Raw genomic sequence first — 24,402 nt, forward strand, 5'->3', positions numbered from 1 at the left:
AATTCCACAAGGCTCATGCCTTTCTGAAACTGGATTTTGTTCCTGGCCATGACACGTCTCCTAACCCAAGGAAAACCAGTGTCGTAAGTTTAGACGGGAGAATGGCTTATGTTAGGTGGTAATCAGGTACATCAATATAAAAATACGCTCTTGAAATACTCTGTCCTAAACATCGACACCAGACCAATTATGCTTTCTCATGACTTTCTCATAAACCTCATCGAATTGACGCAATGATTCTCGAAGTTCGTCCTGATGTCTGACGTGAGTATGGCCATAAGCTGTCCTGTGCAGTAATGATGTGCCAAATAATCCAGGAATTATGGTTCCACAACTACTGAGACAAAATCCATCTCCAATGTCCACAGGCATCTGCGAACCCGTTTCTTCGAATAGGGATGTTGTTAAACCCGGGCAGGGGGAATGGAATGAACCCACTGTCTGATCTCCACTCTTATCAGAACTCTCAGCATTTGGCCCATCTCCCTCATCCAAGCTATAAATGCCGGAGTCTTGTGAGCCTGATCTTGTTGATATCTGCGTGGGTACTCTTTTCCCTATCGACACCCGAGGACATGCCAGATCAAGACTCCCTGTTGCTGATTGATGACTCGTGGAAGACAAAGCACTATCTTCTGACTCCATATCTGAAGGATGCCTACCCTCTTGAGCATGCAGTTTATCGTCAGCTTGCATCACTGGTGATAATGATACCCCATTCTTTTGCACGGCATGACCGCTGTAATCTTCCGGATCAGCAGACGATAGAGGTTCGCTCAAAGGTTTGTTGCTCTCTTTACAACGGATTACCCTACTATCATACAGGGAAATGCCATTAGAATTATCTTCTACAACATTATTATTAGGATCGTCGACTTCTACCCTCTTACCCGGATTCATCTCAGTGACAGGAATTTCAGCCATACGCTTTCCACTGAGTTTCAATTCAGCACCTGATTCAACCTTGTGGTTTGTAGAAAGATGTTTTAACAGTGCTTTCCTTAATAAGAATGGCTGAGAACACAAACGACATGAATATCTATTTTGATTCTTCTTTTCATAAGAAACGGCTACCTGTTCAGACTTACCAGGCGGCAATTCTTGATCAAGCTCATTTGGATTATGAAGTACTGTCGCAGACATTTTCGTTAATATTGGACTATCAGCCTTCACAGGTGTTTCGCATTGAAAATCAGACGTTGATAGAGCGCTGTGGGGATCAAGCCCTTGCGGCTCTGCTGCACGTCTATGGTCAGAACAAATCGCGAGGCAGTCAGAGGCTTCAATATCTAATTTTGAGTCAAAATCCAAGACTGGGAAGCATTCACTAACAGAGCGCAAAGATGGCACCCCGGCTGTATTCACAGTATCCGGTTTAGTGACATTCACACCACCCGATAGTCTCTGGTCATAATCTGTTTCACCTTCACCTACAGCCTTATCTCGACGGATAGTTACACCCGATTTCACCTGATTTTGGGATACCAGTGCACTCGAAGCACTCGTTCCCTTTGTCTGACTCTGAGCGGGTTTACCCAGGTCTTTAGCTTGCGATGTTGAAGCCGTCATCTTGACATGACGACTTTTCCTAGCCCTTGGTTGAGATCGGCAATCTTTCACGCCTACCTTTGACTCAATCATTTTCATATACAAACAAGCGTTATATAAAACCCAAAAATGTTCAGTTTTCTCATAGGCAGCTAACCAAGGAACATTTCCCTTGATAGTTTTATGGTATTCATTAATACTATGTCTTCGTTTTTTCTCCTGTATTCTTTTCCTACGCAAGTGTTGAGCCTTCAGATCTACGAAAACATCCACTCTTCCCTCTGTATCTTTTTCATTATTCGCAACATCCTCTACATTAGAAACACCAACGTCATCCTGTTTAATACATCCCGCATTTAGGAGCGAATCATTCTGACCGGCTTCAGACATTACTGGCTTACTAATGAAAGAAATCTCTCCATCAGGCAATATTCTGACTTTGTTACAAGAGATTAAATAACAAGCTCTTTTAGATATATCTTCATCCGTTGACTTATCAGGTAACTTGCAAAGTTTTCTTAACGCATTATAGACTTGACGTGTTTTATTCCGCCTCGACCACTCCATCACACTTTTTTTACTCGCACCCGTTTGCTCTGCCGGTTCAAGCAAAGATGAGCCTGTCACTAATCCTAACTCGTTTTCTGACTGCCGCCTGAAACGTTCAGAAGATGTCTTGCTACCCCGTGCCGACGGAGCCTCACCTATACATAAATTATGAATCGATTCAAAATCTGCCCTGTCACAGTACCTTTCAAGTACAGGCTTCCATTTCGAATTATAAAAATACGGGAGAGGCTCTAATTTATCAGAACACTGTTCATGTAATGGAATAGCTGGAGCAGGTGTAGCCGATGCTACAGGCGCTCCTACTCTTGATAAAGGAATATCAGCTACTTTCTTCTGCTCTTTTATATTAACGCCCATTTTAAGATCGGGGCAAAAACCTAAATATCGATTCTGATTGATGGGTACCACCCCATAACTTCCATTCATCATAAACATCCTTATTACTAATGATCAAAGCTGTTAATATCAAAAAGCACAAAATGCCAGTAAGTAGATACCAATAAAAAAATACAATCACTAACATTCCGGTTAGTAACAGCAACATCCAAACATGGGGAGAGGATTATCCCCTTCCCCATAGAACGTCAAAAGCAGCCTTAACATGGTTCATTGACTACAGGAGCAGCAGAGATCGCCCCAAAACCATCCATATCATAAACTGCTATGAGGCCCAAATATTTCATAGTGAATGCTATCCTCCTCAATACCCCAGTCAGTCAATGTTTCATTGACCATTTTCACGAAAGGGGTCGGACCACAACAATAGAAATGAGCACCGTGCACATCAATCAACTCACGGACTTTATCCAGCGACATTAACCCACTAAAGTCATAATCTTCCGCAGGCCTGTCAACGGTTGAGGGATGGTTATACCAAACCCGTGACTTCAACCGCTCATGCTGTTTTTCCTTAGCGCGGATATCATCAGCAAAAGCATGGACTTGGCCATTTTCACAGGCATGCAGCCAAAACAATGAACCATGATGGCCATTCTGCAACTGCGTATTCAGCATTGACAGCATGGGCGTTAACCCAACACCAGCACTGATCAGAACAACAGGTGTTTCTTCTTCAGCGCTCAGGAAGAAGTCACCGGCTGGAGGCATAACCTCAATCACATCACCTTCACTGACAGCATCATGCAACCAATTGGACATGATGCCATCAACCTCACCGGTTTCACGCTTGACGCTGATACGGTAACTGCAGCCATTCGGTGCATCAGACAACGAGTACTGTCGTATTTCGGCATAGGCACTGGTGGCGGGTCTCAGTTTGATGCCCAGATACTGCCCAGGCCTGAAATCCATGACCGGTTTTCCATCCACAGGCTCAAGATAAAATGAGGTGATCAGGTCACTTTCACGAGATTTACATACAACCTTGAAGGGGCGAGAACCACGCCATCCACCGCCAGCCTGCTCTTGCTCCGCATAAAGAACTTTTTCGCGCTCAATGAAAATCGTTGCCAGCAGCTGATAAGCCTCAGTCCATGCCTGCAACACTTCATCAGTAGCCGCTTCCCCCGCCAGTTCACGAATGGTTTCAATAAGATGATACCCGACAATCTGGTACTGGTCCGGCGTAATAAGGAAACTGGTATGCTTCTGGGCAATACGCTCAACAACGGCACTTAGCACCGAGAGATTATCAATATTTCTGGCATACCCGAGAACAGCTTCAAACAGTGCGGCCGGTTGGCCACCTGAGCGCTGATGATTCAAATTGAACACATCCTTCAGCTCCGGGTTGTGGGATAACATCCGCTGATAAAAATAGCGAGTCAGTTCCGTACCGGCAGACTCGAGCAGAGGGATAGTGGACTGTACAATCCTAATGGTTTCTGAAGATAACATAACAACCTTAAAAATGTATTTTTTATACCTCTTTTATAATCTTGTATTTTGAATGCATGTTCAAGTTAAAATACCGATGTTTTCCCAACCTGTACAAAGCGGTTCCAGATGCGTCTTACCACATTCACCGATATTGGCCTGCGTGCCCTGATGTACCTGGCCACTCGCCCTGAGGGTTATAAGTCCAGCATTTCGGAAGTGACCGAAGCCTACGATTTGTCTCGCAACCATGTGGTCAAGGTGGTTCACCAATTGGCACGTGCCGGCCTGATACACAGCATTCGAGGCAAGGGCGGCGGCATCATGCTCGGGAAACCGGCGGATGAAATACGCATTGGCCAGGTCGTGATGGCGCTTGAGGAATCCCTGCAGGTGGTGGACTGCACCAAACCGGTCTGCAAAATCCTGCCGGCCTGTCGGCTTAAAGGCGTGCTACAGGAAGGAGTGGACGCATTTATTGGCGTGCTGGATCAATATACCCTGTCAGATCTCATCGGTAACAAGAAAGACCTGATCCCGTTATTGATACACAATTAAGCTTCGCAATACTGTCACACCAATCACAGACATCAGGAACCTGACCGAATCACACTGACTAACGCATGTCAGGCATCCCTGGCGCTAACACGATAAAACGCCCTTCTGTCTCACATTACAGTGCTTTCTGGATAAACAGGAAACAACGGTTGTTTATGTGCAACAACCGAATGCCTGAAAATAGCCATTCGCCGAACTAACAGCATTCGCACAATGCCTGATGACTGTTAGTCCGGTCTCCGCCGCCAACTACATCAGGTTCCCTTTTTTCCGGGCTTCCTCATCCCACGTCGGCAGTACATTTTCCTTAAAGTTCTCTTTGTCTGCCTTTAGCTTCTCTACGTTCAGACCAATATACGTCTGAGCTTTTTCCTTGGTTGACAGGTCCGGCATAATTACGGGATCAGTCATACCATGCTTCGCCAGCACTCGCGCAATTTCCAGCCTCGCCTCACCGGCTTTCTCAACCGCTGTTCCCAGCACCCGCAGCGACTCTTCCGGAGCATGGAAGGACGCGCCATGGGATGCTATCGCATAATCCCAGCGCCATTGTGCATGACGGATCAAGGTTAATGCCTTTTGCATTTCCTGTTCACCAGCACCGGCTTTCCAGGCAGCACCCGCTTCAATGTGCGCCTTGACCAGCAGGTCTTCCGCCCGAATCTTCATCTCACCGATTTTTTCCTGGTAGCTTGTCACCATGCCAATCAGGTATTCCTTCGACTGGGTATGGCAGCTCTGGCAGGTACCTTCAATGTTGGCCAGCGGACTCATCACCCGGTGATCAGTAAAGGTAACGCCTTTATCCCGTTTCTTGGGCATATGGCAGTCGACACAGGACACATTGTTTTTACCGTGTACGCCTTCCTGCCAGGTCTCCCAGCCCGGGTGCTGGGCTTTCAGCATCGGCGCCCGGGAAATGGCATGGGTCCAGTCACTGAAAGCACGGTGGTCAAAATATTGCTCCATCTCTTCGGCTTTTGTGCCTTCCGCCCAGGGAAACACCACTTCCTTGTTCGGGCCGGCAAAGTAGTACTCCACATGACACTGGGCACAGACCAGCGACTTCATGTCCTGCTGTGAGGCATTGGCGTGGTCATAGCCCAACGCCGCCAAACCATCCTCCAGATAGGGACGGGAAATGGCCAGTTTCATATCATCACTGTTGGTGTCATGGCAGTCCGCACAACCAATCGGATTAACAATTTCGGCGCCTTTGGATGCCCACTTGCCAGCGAAATATTCATCCTTGCCCTGCTCATCAATCAACCGTGCGACATCCGGGCTTTTGCAGCTCCAGCAGGCATTCGGCATCGGTCCGTCATCAGGGCCGGAAGGCGCGCCGGTCCGCAGAGTATTTCGAACATCTGTCACGGCATACATATGCCCCCGCGGGGCGTTGTAATCCTTGGCAAACCCATAACCGGCCCATAACACGACCAGGCGCGGATCTTTTTCCAGCATGTCCTCAAACTGGTTGCCATTATGCGCACTTTTGAAATCCATCTTTTCTGTGGCTTTCCAGGAGTCATATTGCCTGGGAAAGCCGTCTTTAAACACCTCGTTCCTGGCCTCAACACGACTCTCATCAGCCTGCAGACCAGCCGTCGCTAATAGCAACAGTGCCAACAGGCCGGTACGGCAGGCCGTCAGCCTACACGGTTTTGATACAGCACCCTGACTCTTCATAATTCCCCCATTCATCAGACCGCCAGACCGGTTTGACCAGAAGTCCGTAGACTTTCTGCTCCCTGTCTATAGCGCCACATTCTCGAACCCACTGCCCAGAATCCAGCCAGTACCATCAGCCCTCCCCCCAACCAGAGCAGGCTAATAAACGGTTTAACCTGCAGGCGAACTGACCAGGCACCCTGTGCCAACGGTTCTCCCAGCGTGATGTAGAGATCCCGTCGCCAGGTACTGTCCACTGCCGCTTCTGTCATCACCACATCAGGCCGGGCATACCATCGTTTTTCTGGATGCATGTCTGTACGTCGCCCTGCATCGTCAGTGGCCGAAAAAAAGGCGTAATCTGCCAGATAATTCGGTCCACGAACCGGCGTTGTTCCCATAAAGACAAAGTGATAGCCGCCCAGGGTTTCCTGTTGTCCCGGACGCATGCCAATCTCTTTTTGCAATAGCCCGGCATCCGACAGACAGGCGCCGGCCATTGCCAGAACCAGCCCAATGTGCGCCATGGCTGCAGCGGTTTTCTTGGGCTGATGTCGTACGTAGCAGAGCTGTGACCAACAGGTCCACAGCGTCATGGTGAGCACCAGCCACGTCATCCAGCCAACCCCCACAATCAACCAGGACAACACCAGGCCAGCCAACACAAACAGCGTCGTTTCACCGACGATCGCGATAAGACTGACTTGACGTATATGGACAGAAAAGCCCGTCAAAATAGCTGCCAGCAGTAGCGCAAGAGGAATAAAAAACGCATTGAAATAGGGCGCCCCAACAGAGATCCGCCCTGATCCAAAGGCTTCAAATCCGATAGGGTATAAAGTCCCCAAAAGAATACTGCCGCAGGCCACCAGCAGCAGCATCACAACGCTCAGCAATACCAGTGACCACCCAGACAGTTTGTCTACTGCACCGGCTGGCGCCCGCAAGGCATACAGCACCAGCGATAAACCAGCGACAACGACAATAAAGCCCAGTATCGCCATACCTGTTGCCGGCTGCATGGCAAACGCATGCACCGACGTCAGCACACCGGATCGCACCAGGAAAGTACCCACCAGAATCAGCATCTGGGTTGCTATCGCCAGCAGCACCAGACTACCGGCGCCGTGATCACGCTCTCGTACCCGCCACAACTGGTGGAGCATAGCGGTCGCCGTCAGCCAGGGCATCAGTGACGCATTCTCCACCGGATCCCAGAACCACCAGCCCCCCCAACCCAGCTCGGTATAGGCCCACCGGCTGCCAAGCACAATCCCCAGCGTCAACCATGACCAGGCCACCAGCAGCCAGGGACGACAGGCAGACAGACTTCCCCCGATCGGAGACAGTAACGATGCCATCACCATGCCAAACACAACCGTTAAACCGCCGTAACCCAGGTACAACGCCGGAGGGTGGAAAATCAGACCGGCATCCTGCAGCATCGGGTTTAATCCTGAGCCATCAGGCGACAAGGCTGAAACCGCAGGGGCAAATGGAGAAGACAACAGTAACAGCCCGACCAGCCCGGTACTGACCATTGCCATAAACGACAGCGCGATGTTTTTTTGAGCCTCGGAGAATGGACGGCAAAACCGGTAAAACAACCCCATCCAGACCGCCTGAAGCATCACCCAGAACAACAGGGAACCACCATGTCCGCCCCAGGCCGCGCTCACTTTATAGATAAGAGGGAGACTCGTTTCGGAATGCGACATCACGTAACTGACCGAAAAATCATCCGTGATAAGGGCGTAGACAAGGATCAGAAAGGCGGCCTGTAAACTGACCGCATGGGTGATGAGCCACAGGCTGGCAGGTAAACGACGAAATCCACTCAGCACCGGATATAAAACCAGTCCCAGCCCGGTCATCAGCGCCAATATCGCCAGACTGTTTCCGGCATTCAGCATGAAGTAACCCTTAGTCGACCAGCGGCTTCTGCATCAGCCGGGTTTCCGGCAGCTTATGGGCGATTCCCTGGTGACAGTCGATACAGGTCTGTCCGTTCTCGATCGCCTTTTCATGGTTCATGCGCGCCCACTGATACTGCTGGTCCAGAGACGTATCGATATTCACGTGGCAGGCTCGACAGGCGGCAGAGTCATCTTCGCGCATATCCGCCCAGACCCGCTCCGCCATGACCAGTCGATGGGCTTCGTATTTTTCCGGGGTCTCGATAATACCGGTGAACTTGCCGTAAACCTCCCGCAGCGCCTCGATTTTGCGGGCTATCTTACCGGGTAAATCATGGGGAACATGGCAGTCGGCACAGGTCGCGCGAGTGCCGGTACGGTTGCTGTAATGAATGGTGTCCTGCAGTTCAACATAGGCATTGTCACTCATTTCATGACAGCCAATGCAGAAGGACTCGGTACTGGTTGCCTCAAGGGTATAACTGGCAGCTCCCCAACCCAACAGGCCCACGACGATCCCTCCCAGCAATAAAACACCGGCAGAGTACTTGACGGACGGTCTGGAAAGAAACCGGAGAATTGCGGTCACTGCGTTCATAACACCTGCCACATGCCTGTTGTTTTTTATCTTTAAGTCCAACAAATGAAACCTAACAGGAAGGCGACATGCGGCTTGTGACCTGCATCAATGATGCACTGGAGTCTTGTATTTCTTATCGTGATTCCGCAAACAATCATTTGATCGAAGTAGCAGTGATCGAACTTAAACGACGTATATCGTACGTTAATCCAATCGTGACAGGATAATTACATCATTACTGCTGCACGCCATGGCACAGTCATAGGTTGAAGCCAGCCACTGGAATGTTTCTTCAGAATAAAAACAGATATGGGTTGGATCCCGAATATAGTGCCAACGGGCAAAGGCCTGGCGATCCTGTACCCGCTTGGTCATAAGACCAAGACAGCCACCCGGCCTGAGCAGTCCCAACAACTGCTTTAATACCGTACCAGGACAGGCCAGGTGCTCTATCACTTCCGTTGCCGTCACAAAATCATACGTTTGCTTCAGCACTTGGGGATCATCTGCGTAATAGATATCGTAAACAGCCATCCTGTGACCCGCTTCACTGAACATGGCAGCAAGCGCAGGACCGGGGCCACAACCGAAATCCAGCCCTTCTCCCTGGCTCACACCCTGCTGGCCCAGATGCTCAATGACAGGGTCAAACACCCGGGAAAGAAAGCGACGGTATCCGGCATCATCGACGCAGTTATCATGCTGGTCGTAGACCGCTTTTTCCGCATCGTTGGATAAATGATAAGAAGACGGCACAAATACCAACTGGCAGTTATTGCACTGAAGGTAATCCCGCACCTTGTCCCGATGGTAATGGCGCGTATCAAAACTGCCACAGAGCGGGCATATGTCGTCAGTCAGCATGAAGTATCGAATGTCCCGAAAACAAAGAACGCGGCTTATGCCGCGTTCAGAGTGTACCGGAAAATCGGTGATTTACAGCTGGGGACCCGCCGCAACTAGTGCCTTGCCAGCGTCATTATCGGTGTATTGTGCGAAGTTCTTCACAAAACGCGCCGCCAAATCCTGCGCACGACGCACCCAGATCTCGGGCTCATCATACGTATTACGGGGATCAAGGATGGACACATCATCAACACCCGGTACTGCCACCGGCACTTCCAGGTTGAAGTACGGCAACATCACGGTATCCGCCTCATCAATGGAACCGTTCAGGATCGCATCAATGATGGCACGGGTCGCCTTGATGGAAATGCGCTTGCCAGTACCATTCCAGCCGGTGTTAACCAGATAAGCTGTCGCACCGGATGCCTGCATCCGCTTGACCAGCGTCTGAGCGTATTGCGTCGGGTGCAGCATCAGGAAGGCTGCACCAAAGGCTGCAGAAAAAGTCGGTGTCGGTTCAGTGATGCCACGCTCCGTCCCTGCCAGCTTAGAGGTATAACCTGACAGGAAGTGGTACTGGGTCTGCTCGGGTGTCAGCTTGGAAACCGGTGGTAATACACCAAACGCGTCTGCGGTCAGGAAAATAACCCGTGTCGCATGACCACCGCGGGACACCGGCTTGACGATGTTATCGATATGGTAGATCGGGTAAGAAACCCGGGTATTCTCTGTTTTGCTGCCATCGTCGTAATCAATTCGACCTTCGGCATCAACAGCAACATTTTCCAGCAGTGCATCACGGCGGATGGCATTGAAAATATCCGGCTCATTCTCCTGGCTCAGATTGATGCACTTGGCATAGCATCCACCTTCAAAGTTGAACACGCCGTCATCATCCCAGCCGTGCTCATCATCGCCGATCAATTCCCGGTTCGGATCAGTCGACAACGTCGTCTTACCGGTACCCGACAGACCAAAGAAAACCGCGACATCGTCATCTTTACCGATGTTGGCAGAGCAATGCATGGAAGCAATGCCTTTCAGCGGCAGCAGGTAGTTCATAACGGAGAACAACCCTTTCTTCATTTCACCGCCATACCAGGTGCCGCCAATCAGCTGTATGCGCTCGGTCAGGTTAAACGCGACAAAGTTCTCGGAATTCAGCCCCTGCGCCTGCCAGTCCGGATTGGTGGTCTTGGCGCCGTTCATGACAATGAAGTCAGGCTCAAAGGTCGCCAGGTCTTCAGCAGAAGGTCGAATGAACATGTTCGTAACAAAGTGCGCCTGCCAGGCCACTTCGGTGATGAAGCGCACACAGAGACGGGTATCCGGATTAGCGCCACAATAGGCATCGACAACAAACAGACGCTTGCCAGATAACTGGCGTGTGACCACGCCTTTCAGATCATTCCAGACGGATTGATCGATAGGCTTATTATCATTACGTCCCTGGTCAGCCCACCAGAGCGTATCCCGGGTCGTATCATCGCGGACAATGTACTTATCTTTCGGCGAACGGCCGGTGAAGATACCGGTATCCACTGTCACCGCGCCGGATTCAGTGACCACACCGCGCTCATAACCGTTCAGGTCGCCACGGGTTTCTTCTTCGTAAAGCAGCTCGTAGGAAGGATTTCGCAGGATGTCGACGGCGCCGGTAATGCCGTAGGGGGTCAGGTCAAGGGTATCAGTCTTGGCACTCACGTTTTTTGTCTCTCACTTCTGGCGTTTATCCAGGTGCTGAAGGCCGCCCCGTCCAATGGGTTTATGTTCGGAGCCAGCTGTTTTCCCTGACAGTTGAATTCATTGGTATCAGGGCCTTCATCCAGGCACTCATCCTTCGAGGCTGAATTGACGATACGGAGGGGCATTTTCCCTGAAGATGGGATCAATTACCACACCATGATACGTATATTTACCAATTCTAACGCTCTATAACGGGCCTGGTAATGATTAGAGTCACCAGAGCCCATAAGGTTCACTCGTTTCCCATGGGAACCAGGTGACTGGGCGCCACCAGGCTTCTCAGCGGTTGCCGTCGATTGACCGCCCTGAGTATCTGTTGCCACTGGCTACGCGAAAAGCTGTGGACCCCCCGCAGGCGTACCCCTTCATTGACAGGGGTTTCATGGGCCGACAGACGTTCGTGAATAACTGCTGAATTCTTGTACCGGCAGGCAACACAGCACACGCTCGATGCAACCTGTATCTGCCGAGCGCCCTGATCCAGTCGCAGATCCCGTGCCAGTCGGCGCACATAATCCGCCAGCCGGTGGCAACTGCCCGCCCGGGAACAGTGAACCCCGCTGCAGACCACGATCTGATGCCTGCCCCCATGCTCCGGCCGGTGCCGCTTGGTAGGCCCTGGCTCAGGCAGCGACGTTGCCACATGGCTTTCAGGGATTCTGCAGATCACCATGCTCACCGAGGGGCCATCTGTCTGCAGGCAAAAATTGGATTCCGGCACCAGGGCTGTCGTAGCACCACTGCAGTGACGAGCTGCCGCATCAGCCACGGAAAAACGACCGTTCTCCCACAAACGCTTCATCAGAGCAACCGGCCGCTCAGGAGCAGCTCCCAATAATTCTTCAATACGGTACGTCAGCAGGGGAATGTCATGAATGATCCCGAAATCATTCAGGGCAGGATGATGCCGCTGCAGGTCCAGCCCCGCCATATAACGCACACTGTCAATCGACAAGCCGTTGTCATCCAGAAATTGCACCAGCCCCTGCCCGACCACTTCCAGCGGGGTATCACGATGACAGTAAACGCCCACAACCAGACTTTTGGGTCGCCAGATAAGGGTCTTGTCGCTGTACAGGGCCAGTTTTTCGCTGATACCAAGCTGGTCCGACACCAGCACCAATGCGTCATAAGCATCTGGATTTATGGTATCCAGGGAGCAATGCTGAACCACACCTGACCCTGCCGCCCCCAGCGGCCAAATCGGCCTGGCGCCAGAAGACTGCACCCAAGCCACCGGCCGCTTCTGAAACAGCGCTGTCGCGACACGCTGGAGCGCGGCACTCGATGCAGGTTCAAGTGTCCAGCCATGACGCAGCCCCAGCGATAACAGACATTGCCGTGTCTCATCCTGTGAGCCGGGGAACGATAGCACGGGCTGCAGCCCCAGCAACCAGGCGACCTGCTCCGTTAACTGGTGCAGCCGCCCGGCCTCATGTTCACCATATACCGGCAAGCAGATACCGGCCGAAGTATCCACCGCTATCACTAAAACCCGGTGCTGGTTTCCATTCAACGGGAACCCGCCGACCAACTGCCACCCGCTTTGTCCGGGTCGCAGAAAGACAATATGGCATTCGTAATGATCCAGATGGGTGTTAAGGACATCCTGAACAGAATGTTGAAAGGAACAGACAAAATCAGGCAGGGCCGCGCGGACATCAGCCCCCACAAACAGGTCCACCTGATCCAGGTGGCGCTCCAGCTCTACCGCTCGCATGGCCCCCTGAGTATCGGTAGCATACAACGCGAAACGCCCGCTTACTGCGCCCATTCAAAACCCCCGGCTGAAGTGATGGGATTACCGCAAGCATTCAGCAGGCATCAGGCTCCTGATATCGCGATAATCATGGCAGCATCAAAGATAGCCAACCCACCCAACTTGCCAGGGCTTTTTGATAATCGGGAGGACTGTGTGAATAAATGGTTGGTTACGCAACAGCGCTATAACACGTAAGGAGTGCCCAAAATGGATTATGCATCCAGCCTGAAAACAACCGGCACCCGTACACGGCTCGACAGTGCTACACCATCACGCACCAGCGGCCGGAAAGACCACCGGCGCACGGCTTTTTCCGCAGCACGATCCAGCAGGCTGAAACCGGAAGAATCCACCAGGGTTACCGATTCAATCTGCCCCCGCTTATCCAGAAAAACTTCCAGCAGTACTGTGCCCTGCTGTCCGCGCTTACGCGCCATGTACGGATAGGCCGGTTTGCGTTGGGCACCATTAAACAGTGGTTCCGTCACCAGGGGACGTTGATCCGTCAAACCGGCCACATCAGCGGTACGGCTCATATCCTGGGCAGTATTCCCCTTTGAAGGTTCCGTAACAGGCTGTTGGGGTTCGACGGTTTCCTTTTTGGCGACCGTTTGTTCGGGTGGCAATATTGCCGGTTTCTTCTCAAGCTCCGGAGGCTTGGGTTTCCTGACCGGTTTGGGGCGATCGTCTTCGGCTTTTACAACCGTTTTATTGGGAGAGATACCGCGGGTCGTTACGACAGACTCTGGCTTTTTTTCCGCTTCTGGTTCTGGCTCATCCGCGGGTTTGTTTTGCTCAGCCGTCACCGGTTCAGCCTTCGGTTTTGATGGGCTAGTCAGGGTGACTTTCACCTGCAGGGTCTGCCCGCCCTGGGGCAACGCCAGCATATCCAGACGGGTTTCAGGCTTTCCAACAAAGCCGACAATCGCGGCATGGATGACCAGCGAAATCACGATCGTCACCAGAATGTCAGAATGCTTCATCAGACAGGCACACTCACCATTAGCAAAGACCCGACAGGCACAACGGCAACTTCTCAGGCATAAGGGGGTCTAATCATACGGCATAGGCCTGCAAACGCTAATCCGTACTGGACGAAGGGCCACGCGGGGCATATCAGGCATATTACCTGACAAAAAACCGGGTTATTTCCCGCTCCCGCACATATACGGATTGACCCAACTAAACTGCAATTGATACTTTGCGCCCGTTTTTTATATCGGCCTCATCCTGTTGAGCCCGGTTTTACCGAGTTAAACCAGTCTAAACGGAAGCCCCATGACCCAAGAAAACATCCTGATCATCAACTGCGGCAGCTCTTCACTGAAGTTTGCAGTGATCAACCCCCAGGACGGTGACGAGAAAATCAGCGGTGTTGCTGAGCGTCTGTCCACTCCGGAAGCATTTGTCCGCTGGAAATTCCAGGGCAACAAAGACAAGGCTGAAATGCCGGCAGCCGGCCATTTCGAAGTCTTTGGCAAACTGCTGGACGTCCTGAAAGAGACCAACCTGTTCGACACCATCGGCGGCATCGGCCACCGTGTGGTTCACGGTGGTGAAACCTTCAAAGAGTCCTGCATCATTACTGACGACGTGGTTCAGGGCATCGAAGACTGCATCCACCTGGCACCGCTGCACAACCCGGCTCACCTGGTCGGCATCCGCGCTGCCATCGAATACTTCCCCGGCCTGAAGCAGGCTACCGTATTCGACACCGCTTTCCACCAGACCATGCCTGAGCGCGCCTACATCTACGCCGTACCTTACGAGTACTACGAAGAACAGCGCCTGCGTCGCTACGGCATGCACGGCACCAGCTACCGTTATGTCAGCGCCAAGGCGGCTGAAATGCTGGGTCTGGAACTGAACAACAGCGCCATCCTGGTGGCTCACCTGGGTAACGGCGCCAGCGCTGCGGCAGTCCTGAACGGTGAATCCGTTGACACCACCATGGGCCTGACCCCGCTGGAAGGCCTGGTCATGGGCACCCGTTCCGGCAGCCTGGATCCGAACGTATTCAGCTTCCTGAACAAGACCTACGGTTACACCCTGGAAGAGATCACCGACATTCTGAACAAGAAGTCCGGCCTCCTGGGTATTTCCGGTCTGAGCAACGACTGCCGCGCCATCGAAGAAGCGGCTGCCGAAGGCAACCGTCGTGCACAGCTGGCACTGGACGTATTCTGCTACGTTCTGGCCAAGCAGCTGGCCGGTCTGGCTGTTGCCCTGGGTCGCATCGACGCACTGGCCTTCACCGGCGGTATCGGCGAAAACTCCGACCTGATCCGTAAGAAGGTTCTGGAGCTGATGGGCGTATTCGGCTTCGACATGAGCGACGAACTGAACGAGAAGTTCCGTTTCGGCAACGAAGGCGTTATCACCAACGAAGGCAGCACTGTTGCCATGGTGGTTGCGACCAACGAAGAGCTGATGATCGCTCAGGATACTGCCGCCCTGATCGGCTAATCCTGCAAAGCCTGCAGCTCCGGCTGCAGGCTTTCTGTTTATTTGGTGTGTTAGCCCTTTTTTCCCTGCCTTTTTCCTGTTCCCGAACGGCAAAGTTCGCTAGCATGGAAACCCTCTCCTGCCATAAATAGCCTAAGGTTATCTGATGACAATTTCTGACCAGAAAGCGGTACTGATCCACTACACCCTGAAAAATGATCAAGGCGAAGTCCTGGACAGCTCCGCAGGTCATCCTCCCCTGGCCTACCTGCATGGCGCTGGCAATATCATTGAAGGCCTCGAAAACGCCCTGGTCGGCAAACAGGCCGGTGACAAGCTTCAGGTAACCGTTGAACCCGCTGAAGCTTACGGCGAATACGATGAAAACCTGGTGCAGGAAGTCCCCATGGAGTCTTTTGCCGGTATTGAAACCATTGAGCCCGGCATGCAGTTCCACGCGGAAGGCCCCTTTGGTCCTCAGATCGTGACCGTCACTGCTGTGACAGAAGAGACCGTTGTCGTTGATGCCAACGCACCGCTGGCCGGTGAAACCCTGCACTTTGATGTGGAAGTCGTGGAAGTCCGCGATGCCACCAAGGATGAACTGGAACACGGCCACATCCACGGCGAAGGCTGCGACCACGGCCAGGAAGAAGAAGCGCACGCGCACGAAGAGTAAAAGCCTCTGGGTCGGGTGCTATGCCCGACCTATTCCTTTTAAGTCGACCTCCCTTTCCCTCCTGAAACTCTCCCTCCTTTTTTCTGTCTAAACTGCATGCGCTGATGAAAAGAACGCAGTTGGCGTCATCCGGTTCGCCGGAAGGCTCAGAGTGGAATAAAGGGTAGCTGACGTGAAGTACTGGTTATATATCGCCATTGCTGGCGTGTTTGAATGCGTATGGGCTGTGGGCCTGAAATATACCGAAGGATTTACCCGGTTACTGCCCACTGCCGGTACCGTGGCAGCCATCGTTATCAGTTTCTACTTCATGGCACTGGCCCTGCAGAAACTGCCCATGGGAACCGCCTACGCGGTCTGGACGGGCATTGGCGCCGTTGGCGTCGCCACTTTTGGCATGCTCTTTCTGGGCGAATCCCGGGATATCCTGCGAATTTTCTGCATTCTTTTGATTGTCGCCGGGATTATCGGCTTAAAGCTGGTTTCAGCATCTCCCGAATAATATTCCCTACAATCCTTGTGACTTTGTATAAGTATGGAATCGACGCATGTCTGGCACATCAGAACAAGTTGCCATGGCCAAAAGATTAGCCTCACGCTACAAAGATATCGCTGTGGCTCTATACGTGGATGAGTTATGGTGTGAGATTCGTAACGATCCGGATGCTGCACTGGTGGACATTCGAATCAAAGGTTCGGAAACCTTTATCCACAAATCCCGCAATCGCTTCTTCCCAACTACCTCTCCACAGCAGAAACACCTCTGGCATCAGCTGGCTACAGACTCAAATTTGATGCTCACTTTAGGCAGGGGCTGGCAAGCAAGCGATAGACGTGAAAAGCTTCCTGCAGAGAACCTGGATCATAATCAAATGCTAGCTCCGAGCTGGATCAGGGAAAGTGATATCATCGGATACACCAACCAACAAGCCATTTTACTCGATGAGCAGAATCCACTGGCTACTCATCTATTCTTGAGCGATGAGGGTATACCTTCCATATACTACAAACACTGCCATGCTTCAGTAGATCATTCAGTACTAAGCAACATAGGATGGAAAATACATTGGGGCTGGGACCAGCTTTTTTTCGGCAACGTACCCAACGAATACCTATAGCCTCATCCGTTTCAGCACCTCATATATCATCATGCAGCGGCGCGGGGTGGCTCATCATGATGTTCATCATTGATGGGTGTTCTGCTGGCAACCTGCCGGTCTTTCACCAGCGTCACTGACAGGACAGAACATAATCCACAGCCTGCAATGAGTGCTGCCATGGGAACCGCTGTGCCATTGTGAAATACACCGGCAAGCCCTGCGGTAATGCCGCCAATACCAAAACGCAGAATCCCTGCCGCTGCATTGGCGGTACCGGCAATACCCGGAAAATAAGACAGTGCCAATGCATTGGAGTTGGGACCAGTGAAACCCAGCATACCGACAAACAAAACGACGGGGATCACGATACCCAACAAGCCACCGGCGCCCGTCACTGCCATGAATAACAGAACGAGGCCCGAAAAGGCGGCAAACGCTGTTCCACAACGCAACATATTCAGTAACGGGAAACGCCCGATCAGGCGCATGTTAATGATATTACATATTCCCATCGCCACGATATTGGCCGCAAAGAGAAAGCCGTAATACTCCGGTGCTATACCATAGAGTTGGATATAGACGAACGGTGAAGCACTAATAAACGCAAACAGACCACCAAAGAAAAACCCATGGCCCAGAATACAACCCATGGCATTACGGTGGGTAATCACTGATAAGTAATTTTTAGCCAGCTGCTTTGCCGTCAGAGCCTGACGGTGCTCTTCCGGCAGAGACTCTTTCAACATAAACAGCGCCAGCACCAACGCAGCGCATCCAAACAGTGCCAGGGTTATAAATAGAGAACGCCAGCCCCCCAGCAGGAGTAACTGCCCACCCAGTAAGGGAGCGATCAGCGGCGCCACCGTCATCACCAGCAGGATGGACGACATGATCCGGGCGCAGTCATCCCGGTCAAACATGTCACGCACCATCGCGGGAATCGTCACCATCACGGCAGCCCCGGACATGGCCTGCAGGATACGGGCTACGATGAGCTCATTGGCCGTATTGGTAAAGGCTGAAAGCAAGGTTGTGGCGATATAAAACACCAGACCGGGCACCATAACACGAAGCCGCCCGAAGCGATCGGCAAGCGGCCCAAAGATCAGTTGTCCCAGGGCAAAGCCCAGCGTATAGGCGCTCAGCGTCAGCTGAATGCTACCCAGAGGCTCGTTCATGCTCTCGGCAATGGCGGGCATAGCAGGCAGATAAAGATCAATTGCCAATGGCCCCAGGCAGGTCAGGATCCCCAAAACAAGTATGAGTAACTGCTTGTCCCTGCCAGACATAGAGTGCGTATTATTCATTGATGCAACTGCTGTTAAAGCGTAAGTGCCCCCAAATCGGCGGGGGAAAGAAATACGATGAACGGTCAGGCTGTGTAATGGTTATACATCGCCCGGACAGGCACTTCCTGAAGGGTCACAAGCACCAGAGGATTACTGTGCCATTGTCTGACAGTAAGTGAAATACGCTTTACTAACAGTTTTCAGAGCATCTTCCCTATTTGGCGGCCCCCCCGACAGCCCGTAACAACGCTATCAGGAGAAGCCGCTGTCGTCAGCCTGCGACGTATATTTACGCATCAGTTGTACACAGGCAATAATCGACGTCAATAACCCGACAAACCCAACCCCCAGCGCCACGGTGATAACATCCAGCCGTTCACCGCTGTTGATGCTGGTCTCAAGCCGCATGAACAACATGGCGTAGAAATTACCCACGACAAACGCCCAGCCTACCGGCAACAACACAATGCTGAGTTCGTTACGCGCCATCCGCGCCACCAGTAGCATAAAGGCTACGGCAATATAATCATCAAAGGTCAACGGCCAGTATTTATTGGTAGTTACGAAGACAAAGGTTTCACCAATGCCCAGTACCCAGGCAAATGCCAATGCAAGATAACGACTGAAAAGCAGCATATTTCGATCCCTCGCTTTCCCCCTGTATTTTTCTATCAGAAACCTGATGATATCGGGGGCAGTATTCCTCTCCTTGTTTCAGTCTAATCACTTGGCGTCTAAACTTCCGCCCTTCATCGGGTCACGCTTTGTATCAGTACAATCAGCCGCGACGAAATTCTGTCCTCGACTGGCGACGTCGTCCAGCGTGGACCACACTGTTTACGTTATATAAAAAAACTTCAACAACTCGAAACCTCCCAGGACAAGCCATGCCACAACAACCTGTTATTAAAGACATTGCCCCCGTTGCCGAAGGGATACCTGAATCAGAATTGCTGATGCCGGAGACGGAGATGACAATGTCCTACGATGACGCACCTGAACATGTGAAATTGGCTGTAGAAATTATCCGACAGGTTGAGTTACTGCATTTTGAAGACGATACCGTCATGGAAGCGGCTTTGCTGGTGATTCAGGATACCCTGAGAAAACTGCCCCAGCATGAACGTCTGTCCTGGCGTCAGCGTCTCTGTGAAATTTTGAAAGTGCCGAACGGTACCGGTCGCCTGAAATCTGATCAGGAAGCCATCTGATTTCCCATTCGTCGTCTCGGCATATCATCAAAAAGGGCAGGTACACCTGCCCTTTTTGATTACTGGCTGACAGGAAAATGCATCACGGCAAAGGTATCGGGTAAATACCATTGAGCGTCGTCTGCCTGTACCGTTTCAAGCCGCTGAATAAAGTTATCAATACTGGTCAGTCGAATGCCTTGTTGATCGCCTGCCGGATCATTACCAAAAAAATCTTCCCAGTGACCCAGGATACTGTTCCTTGGCTGTAAATCCGTCACCAACCCTTCTGGATAATTCTCTACCTGTTCAAACGCACCCACGCAATGAAAGGCGAGATCAACCCGGCGCTCATCCGCTGCAGCCAATTCCGGAACAAACCCCAGAGGCGGTGTACTCGCAGCATCCTGATAATGCACCCGATAAACAGGATTACCGTCGTCATCAAGAAAATCGATCAAATACGCAAAGGTTTTCCCCTCTTTCCAGCCAAACGAGTGCCAGGGCAAATCGGGAAGATCCTGTTCATAGCGGCCCTGCATAAACGTAATCCCCATCACATGGGGTGCATGTTCTGACTCTATGGCCATAATCCGCAGTTTGCCGCTGGGCGCATAGAACCAATCGCCGGCGCTATCCCCTCTAGCCGCCCTGTCATTCACCACCACGATACGCTCTTCCGCAACAGAACCGGCAATAGAGTGCTTCATGGTTTGTGAGCCATAGACATGCGCTTTTAGCGCATGTTTTTCCATGACTCTGGGAACATCCATCAGATGGTCATAATGCGCGTGACCGACCAGGATCATCTCCACATCATCCACCGGTGGCATCAGTGCATCAATACGTTCATCGTCAGGTGCAATCGGTTGAAAAGGCCCCGGCGGCAACCCCAGTAATGCCGGATTACTGAAAGACGGCGCTGTCAGTAAGGCGGTGTCACCATAGCGAATCAACAAACCACCAACGCCCAGGTATTGCACGGATACCTGTTGCGTTTGTGACGCCGTTTGCCCGGTTTTCCCCGTTGTCACAGGCAAGTGATCGACAGAGGTCGCACAGGCTACCAGCATAGAAACCAGCATGATCAATGAAAACGACTGTCTGGCACGCATGATAAGTTTCAACTCCACATCTTATTGTTATTGTTCAGTGCACAACATCCGCTGCAACCACTTCACTGATAACAAGGTACTCCCTGATCACCCGCAAAATGCGCTCACGGTTAAAAGGCTTACCGACATGTTCATCCATACCGGCATCAAGACATCCCTGCCGGGCTGCTGCTGATATATGGGCCGTGAGCGCAATAATCGGTATTCGTTGCTTACCATGCTCACGTTCATACGTCCGTATACGACGGGTGGCCTCGAAACCATCCATGCCAGGCATTTCACAATCCATAAACACCATCGATACGGGCTGGTTCTGATGATCCTGCTGACAGTAAATCTGTACCGCTTCCTTGCCATTGCGGGCATGGATCGGCGTCAAGCCAACCTGCTTGAGGAATTCGGAAACCACCAGCCAATTGGTGTTATTGTCTTCCGCCACCAGAATCCGCTGCCCCTTGCCTGACGGCGAGATAACCGGCTTGCTTATCAGCTGTGATGAAAGTTTCTCATTCGGCATGCTCGTGGACAGATTCACGGTAAACCAGAAGCAGCTGCCCCGCCCCGGTTCACTGATGACGCCAATATCTCCCCCCATCAGTTCCGCCAATTGTTTGCTGATCGTAAGCCCCAGTCCAGAGCCACCGTACTGGCGGTTGGTCGCAGCATCCGCCTGCACAAATGACTGAAACAGACGATCATGGAGCGAGGTCGGTATACCGATGCCGGTATCCTTGACCGAGAAATAAAGCGTCAGTTGCCCATTTTCATCTTCAAGATCGAGTCGAACGTTGACGCTAACAGCCCCCTGGTCGGTGAACTTGAACGCGTTACCCAGAAGGTTGACCAGTATCTGACGAAGTCGCGTCGGATCCCCGGTCACCTGAGAAGGAATATCCGGCGCTATTTCCAGCGACAGGCGAATATTTCGCAACCGGGCCTCCGACTGGAAGAGGTTCAGCGTACGATTCATCAGATCAGACAAATCAAACGACAAGCTTTCCAGTTCCATCCGCCCTGCATTAATACGGGTGTGGTCAAGGATATCGTTGATGATCGTCAGCAAAGACTGACCTGAATCGTTAATCGTATCTGTGTATTTTTCCTGTAACCGGTTAAGTGGCGTCTGTCGCATTAATTCGGTCACGCCCAGGATGCCATTGAGTGGCGTCCGGATTTCGTGGCTGATTTTAGCCAGGATCTCACTCTTGGCTTTGCTTTCCGCCTGGGCGATCACTGCCAGCTCGCGACTGCGCACCTGTTCGCGCCCCAGCAAAGAAAGCCGGTATCCCAAACCGATCATTAACACGAAAAACTCACTGACAAAGGCGAGCTTCAAACCATAAATGGAATCCGCGTAATCGTGAACAATCCCCAGGTTGGCCACCGCCACAAACACACAAACAGAAATAAACAGAGTCCACCCCGCCGTAAAGATCATGGCAGGACGATCCCCCTGAATGGAACGTACCATCGCCTGACCGAAGATCCAGAAGACAAGGAAAAACTCGGGAATCACAACGGAGAAAGAAGCCACACTGTACGGCAGGAAAGGCGAACTCACCATGGCCAGCAACATGTACCAGATCATGATGCGATTGACGCGATCCGCTCGCGGCAGGTATTCCGGTAAATGAAGATAAGCACGGGCAAACAGCATCACAAAGATGGAATTCAGGCACTGGAAAACCACCACGGATACTTCCTGGAACTTCAGTGATTCCGGCCAGAATGGAAAACCACTGCCGTCCAGCGCCATCATGGCTGCCGTAGTAAAGACCGCATGCATGAAATAATAAAAATAAATCCGTTCCCGAATCGCCAGGAAAACCAGCAAGGCTGCGAGAATGACCGTTAAACAGATGCCATAGAACAAACCATCTGCGGTATAGCGAAACTCTGACGTTTCAATCAGTGTCTTCAGTCCCGCAATATAAAGCGGTATGTGGAGTGAGCTGGTGCTCTGTACTTCGATATAGAATGTCTGTGTTGTCTGGGGGGGTATCTCGATAGGGAAAGTCAGTTGTCGGGTACGAAATGGCCGATGGGCAAACGGCAATGCATCTCCCCCTTTCACCACCTGGTACTCATCATTGCTGGATAACGATATAGCCGGTGATGGCGCATACAGGTTCACATGATCCAGGCGTGAAAAACTGGATTCGAGAAACACGCGGGCAGGATCGGAAGACGGATTCTGTAAGGAAAATCGCAACCAGATGTTGTCATCGCTATAGGCAAGATTCAGTTGCCTGACCCTGACGGGCTGAAAATAGAGGGATTGATTACCAATAATGGTGCCTGGTGTCGCACCACCGACTGGCGTGGCTCGATACATTTCAAGATAAGGCGCCAGTGACTGAAACGACATGCTTTCATTCACCACCAGAACACCGGCCAGAGACTTCTGCCAGGGCAGGCAGAAAGCCATCAACAGCAATGTACACCATACCGGCAGGTAACTACGGCACACCCCTCGTGCCCTACCGGCTAAATTGCACGACAACATTTTTATATTCTTGTTATGTGACAAGGCGACTACGTTACCGTGTCGCCTTTATTCCAGCAAGGGGTGAACCGTCACGGTTAACCGGTATTTCAGGTCAGCACGGTTAGCAGTCTTTCCGGATCATCCGTTTCTATCCAGTCCACGCCTAAGTCCGCCAACCGATACGCTTCCTCCTCATGATCCACATCCGGGTTATCCACATAGCGGGTATCCAGTGGGAACAGGGTATACGCACCGATCAGCATATTGCGCTGGTGAAATTTCCGGACGGTATCACTGTCGATCAGGATATGCTCGGCATCCACAACCGATGAGTGCACAAATCGACCAATGGCGTTGCCTTCCAGTAGCAGGTTCAACAGGTTGAGCGCATTCTGGTTACCCGCCCGCTGACTCAGCTCGGTATCCGGCTCTGGCAGACTATTAAGCAGGGTGTCCAGCCAGTCGCCCATGCCTTCCAGCATGCCACCATCGTAGGCAAAACCACTATGGGTTCCCGGAAGTGCTTTCTCCAGTTTGCGGAGCATGAAGAAATCAAAGGAGGTGCTGATGACATTATCCTGCCTGCCCGATGCCTTGATGACACGGGCGACTTCCGTGCCCGTATGGCGACGTGACCAGTTGGGCGAATAGGCTTTCATCTCAATATTGATCAGTAATCTGTCGCCACACTCGTCCAGCACTTCTTCAAGTAAGGGGATACGTTCTTCGGAAGGGTACTCAACAACGGTACCATCGCCCCGATCAATCCGCCGTTGGATGCGCAGTTGTGATACCTCATCCCAGGTCATCTCCGTGATCGAGCCTTGAACACCGGTCAGACGCTCCGTCTGTTCATCATGAAAGACCACGACCCGGTCATCCCGGGTTTTAAACACATCCAGCTCAATACCATCAACACCCAGTTCAATCGCCTTGCGAAATCCGGCCAGCGTATTTTCCTGATGCACCAGCGGTACACCGCGATGTCCCAGCACCAGCGGCCGGTTTTTATCGGCAAAAAATCCATTTGTCATTGTTGTTACTTCCGCACCCTGATCGATCA

Annotated in this window: 20 protein-coding genes; 6 read left to right on the forward strand and 14 right to left on the reverse strand. The window is 51.8% G+C overall.

All coding sequences use genetic code 11. From position 1 onward, the window contains the following. Positions 1 to 165 precede the first annotated feature (165 nt). Together KHS78_RS17235 and hmpA are read right to left on the reverse strand one after the other, a co-directional pair. Entirely contained in the window at positions 166 to 2,544 is a 2,379-nt protein-coding gene (locus KHS78_RS17235; RefSeq protein ID WP_211829800.1) for a hypothetical protein, read from the reverse strand. A 225-nt stretch (positions 2,545 to 2,769) separates the two neighbouring features. Continuing rightward, positions 2,770 to 3,975 carry an NO-inducible flavohemoprotein gene (gene hmpA, locus KHS78_RS17240; RefSeq protein ID WP_211829801.1) on the reverse strand — a complete coding sequence of 402 codons (1,206 nt, stop codon included), beginning with the start codon at positions 3,973 to 3,975 and terminating at the stop codon, positions 2,770 to 2,772. Between the two features lie 108 nt (positions 3,976 to 4,083). Here hmpA and KHS78_RS17245 point away from each other — a divergent pair, with 108 nt between their 5' ends. Continuing rightward, on the forward strand, positions 4,084 to 4,512 hold the full coding sequence (locus tag KHS78_RS17245; protein WP_211829804.1) for an Rrf2 family transcriptional regulator: 429 nt from the start codon (positions 4,084 to 4,086) through the stop codon (positions 4,510 to 4,512). Positions 4,513 to 4,761: 249 nt separating this feature from the next. Here the strand turns inward: KHS78_RS17245 and nrfA are convergent, their stop codons facing one another. The 7 genes from nrfA to KHS78_RS17280 form a co-directional block, all read right to left on the reverse strand. Further along, complete coding sequence (gene nrfA, locus KHS78_RS17250; protein WP_211829806.1) at positions 4,762 to 6,201, reverse strand: ammonia-forming cytochrome c nitrite reductase; 1,440 nt, start codon at positions 6,199 to 6,201, stop codon at positions 4,762 to 4,764. A 14-nt stretch (positions 6,202 to 6,215) separates the two neighbouring features. Beyond that, positions 6,216 to 8,096, reverse strand: coding sequence for a heme lyase CcmF/NrfE family subunit (locus KHS78_RS17255; RefSeq protein WP_211829807.1), 1,881 nt, complete (start codon positions 8,094 to 8,096; stop codon positions 6,216 to 6,218). A gap of 10 nt (positions 8,097 to 8,106) precedes the next feature. Further along, positions 8,107 to 8,697 (reverse strand): NapC/NirT family cytochrome c, encoded by a 591-nt coding sequence (locus tag KHS78_RS17260; protein ID WP_211829808.1) that lies wholly within the window; start codon positions 8,695 to 8,697, stop codon positions 8,107 to 8,109. Between the two features lie 186 nt (positions 8,698 to 8,883). Beyond that, complete coding sequence (locus KHS78_RS17265) at positions 8,884 to 9,543, reverse strand: class I SAM-dependent methyltransferase (RefSeq protein WP_211829809.1); 660 nt, start codon at positions 9,541 to 9,543, stop codon at positions 8,884 to 8,886. A 72-nt stretch (positions 9,544 to 9,615) separates the two neighbouring features. Beyond that, positions 9,616 to 11,229, reverse strand: a complete 1,614-nt coding sequence (pckA, locus tag KHS78_RS17270) for a phosphoenolpyruvate carboxykinase (ATP) (RefSeq protein WP_211829810.1) — start codon at positions 11,227 to 11,229, stop codon at positions 9,616 to 9,618. Positions 11,230 to 11,503: 274 nt separating this feature from the next. After that, positions 11,504 to 13,045, reverse strand: a complete 1,542-nt coding sequence (locus KHS78_RS17275; protein ID WP_211829811.1) for a cobalamin biosynthesis protein — start codon at positions 13,043 to 13,045, stop codon at positions 11,504 to 11,506. A gap of 200 nt (positions 13,046 to 13,245) precedes the next feature. Then, the gene (locus KHS78_RS17280) at positions 13,246 to 14,016 is read right to left on the reverse strand and encodes an energy transducer TonB (protein WP_211829812.1); all 771 of its coding nucleotides are present in this window, start codon (positions 14,014 to 14,016) and stop codon (positions 13,246 to 13,248) included. Positions 14,017 to 14,311: 295 nt separating this feature from the next. On the opposite strand from KHS78_RS17280, the gene KHS78_RS17285 reads away from it, so the two are divergent. The 4 genes from KHS78_RS17285 to KHS78_RS17300 all read left to right on the forward strand — a co-directional run bounded on the left by KHS78_RS17285 (position 14,312) and on the right by KHS78_RS17300 (position 17,275). Next, positions 14,312 to 15,499: an acetate kinase gene (locus tag KHS78_RS17285; RefSeq protein ID WP_211829814.1), complete on the forward strand. Its 1,188-nt coding sequence runs from the start codon at positions 14,312 to 14,314 to the stop codon at positions 15,497 to 15,499. A gap of 145 nt (positions 15,500 to 15,644) precedes the next feature. Next, positions 15,645 to 16,157, forward strand: coding sequence for an FKBP-type peptidyl-prolyl cis-trans isomerase (locus KHS78_RS17290; protein ID WP_211829816.1), 513 nt, complete (start codon positions 15,645 to 15,647; stop codon positions 16,155 to 16,157). Between the two features lie 172 nt (positions 16,158 to 16,329). Next, positions 16,330 to 16,659: a quaternary ammonium compound efflux SMR transporter SugE gene (gene sugE, locus KHS78_RS17295; protein ID WP_211829818.1), complete on the forward strand. Its 330-nt coding sequence runs from the start codon at positions 16,330 to 16,332 to the stop codon at positions 16,657 to 16,659. A gap of 46 nt (positions 16,660 to 16,705) precedes the next feature. Further along, positions 16,706 to 17,275 (forward strand): hypothetical protein, encoded by a 570-nt coding sequence (locus KHS78_RS17300; RefSeq protein ID WP_211829820.1) that lies wholly within the window; start codon positions 16,706 to 16,708, stop codon positions 17,273 to 17,275. Between the two features lie 29 nt (positions 17,276 to 17,304). Here the strand turns inward: KHS78_RS17300 and KHS78_RS17305 are convergent, their stop codons facing one another. Continuing rightward, on the reverse strand, positions 17,305 to 18,564 hold the full coding sequence (locus KHS78_RS17305) for a Bcr/CflA family multidrug efflux MFS transporter (RefSeq protein ID WP_211829822.1): 1,260 nt from the start codon (positions 18,562 to 18,564) through the stop codon (positions 17,305 to 17,307). A gap of 234 nt (positions 18,565 to 18,798) precedes the next feature. Next, positions 18,799 to 19,182, reverse strand: a complete 384-nt coding sequence (locus KHS78_RS17310; protein ID WP_211829824.1) for a hypothetical protein — start codon at positions 19,180 to 19,182, stop codon at positions 18,799 to 18,801. Positions 19,183 to 19,433: 251 nt separating this feature from the next. Between KHS78_RS17310 and KHS78_RS17315 the strand changes: the two genes are divergently transcribed. After that, entirely contained in the window at positions 19,434 to 19,757 is a 324-nt protein-coding gene (locus tag KHS78_RS17315) for a hypothetical protein (protein WP_211829825.1), read from the forward strand. 59 nt (positions 19,758 to 19,816) lie between these two features. Here the strand turns inward: KHS78_RS17315 and KHS78_RS17320 are convergent, their stop codons facing one another. The 3 genes from KHS78_RS17320 to KHS78_RS17330 form a co-directional block, all read right to left on the reverse strand. Further along, a complete protein-coding gene (locus tag KHS78_RS17320; RefSeq protein ID WP_211829826.1) occupies positions 19,817 to 20,851 on the reverse strand; it encodes an MBL fold metallo-hydrolase in 1,035 nt (344 codons plus the stop codon). A gap of 34 nt (positions 20,852 to 20,885) precedes the next feature. Continuing rightward, positions 20,886 to 23,321, reverse strand: coding sequence for a hybrid sensor histidine kinase/response regulator (locus tag KHS78_RS17325; RefSeq protein ID WP_211829827.1), 2,436 nt, complete (start codon positions 23,319 to 23,321; stop codon positions 20,886 to 20,888). 125 nt (positions 23,322 to 23,446) lie between these two features. Then, positions 23,447 to 24,373, reverse strand: coding sequence for a glycerophosphodiester phosphodiesterase (locus KHS78_RS17330; RefSeq protein ID WP_211829828.1), 927 nt, complete (start codon positions 24,371 to 24,373; stop codon positions 23,447 to 23,449). Between the last annotated feature and the right edge of the window lie 29 nt (positions 24,374 to 24,402).

It is taken from the genome of Kistimonas asteriae, assembly GCF_018263925.1.
Taxonomy (GTDB): domain Bacteria; phylum Pseudomonadota; class Gammaproteobacteria; order Pseudomonadales; family Endozoicomonadaceae; genus Kistimonas; species Kistimonas asteriae.

Excerpts from the sequence above, each read along its gene's own strand:
- KHS78_RS17235 (WP_211829800.1), bottom strand. The coding sequence starts at position 2,544 with ATGAATGGAAGTTATGGGGTGGTACCCATCAATCAGAATCGATATTTA.
- hmpA (WP_211829801.1), bottom strand. The coding sequence starts at position 3,975 with ATGTTATCTTCAGAAACCATTAGGATTGTACAGTCCACTATCCCTCTG.
- KHS78_RS17245 (WP_211829804.1), top strand. The coding sequence starts at position 4,084 with ATGCGTCTTACCACATTCACCGATATTGGCCTGCGTGCCCTGATGTAC.
- nrfA (WP_211829806.1), bottom strand. The coding sequence starts at position 6,201 with ATGAAGAGTCAGGGTGCTGTATCAAAACCGTGTAGGCTGACGGCCTGC.
- KHS78_RS17255 (WP_211829807.1), bottom strand. The coding sequence starts at position 8,096 with ATGCTGAATGCCGGAAACAGTCTGGCGATATTGGCGCTGATGACCGGG.
- KHS78_RS17260 (WP_211829808.1), bottom strand. The coding sequence starts at position 8,697 with ATGAACGCAGTGACCGCAATTCTCCGGTTTCTTTCCAGACCGTCCGTC.
- KHS78_RS17265 (WP_211829809.1), bottom strand. The coding sequence starts at position 9,543 with ATGCTGACTGACGACATATGCCCGCTCTGTGGCAGTTTTGATACGCGC.
- KHS78_RS17275 (WP_211829811.1), bottom strand. The coding sequence starts at position 13,045 with ATGGGCGCAGTAAGCGGGCGTTTCGCGTTGTATGCTACCGATACTCAG.
- KHS78_RS17280 (WP_211829812.1), bottom strand. The coding sequence starts at position 14,016 with ATGAAGCATTCTGACATTCTGGTGACGATCGTGATTTCGCTGGTCATC.
- KHS78_RS17285 (WP_211829814.1), top strand. The coding sequence starts at position 14,312 with ATGACCCAAGAAAACATCCTGATCATCAACTGCGGCAGCTCTTCACTG.
- KHS78_RS17290 (WP_211829816.1), top strand. The coding sequence starts at position 15,645 with ATGACAATTTCTGACCAGAAAGCGGTACTGATCCACTACACCCTGAAA.
- KHS78_RS17300 (WP_211829820.1), top strand. The coding sequence starts at position 16,706 with ATGTCTGGCACATCAGAACAAGTTGCCATGGCCAAAAGATTAGCCTCA.
- KHS78_RS17305 (WP_211829822.1), bottom strand. The coding sequence starts at position 18,564 with ATGAATAATACGCACTCTATGTCTGGCAGGGACAAGCAGTTACTCATA.
- KHS78_RS17310 (WP_211829824.1), bottom strand. The coding sequence starts at position 19,182 with ATGCTGCTTTTCAGTCGTTATCTTGCATTGGCATTTGCCTGGGTACTG.
- KHS78_RS17315 (WP_211829825.1), top strand. The coding sequence starts at position 19,434 with ATGCCACAACAACCTGTTATTAAAGACATTGCCCCCGTTGCCGAAGGG.
- KHS78_RS17320 (WP_211829826.1), bottom strand. The coding sequence starts at position 20,851 with ATGCGTGCCAGACAGTCGTTTTCATTGATCATGCTGGTTTCTATGCTG.
- KHS78_RS17330 (WP_211829828.1), bottom strand. The coding sequence starts at position 24,373 with ATGACAAATGGATTTTTTGCCGATAAAAACCGGCCGCTGGTGCTGGGA.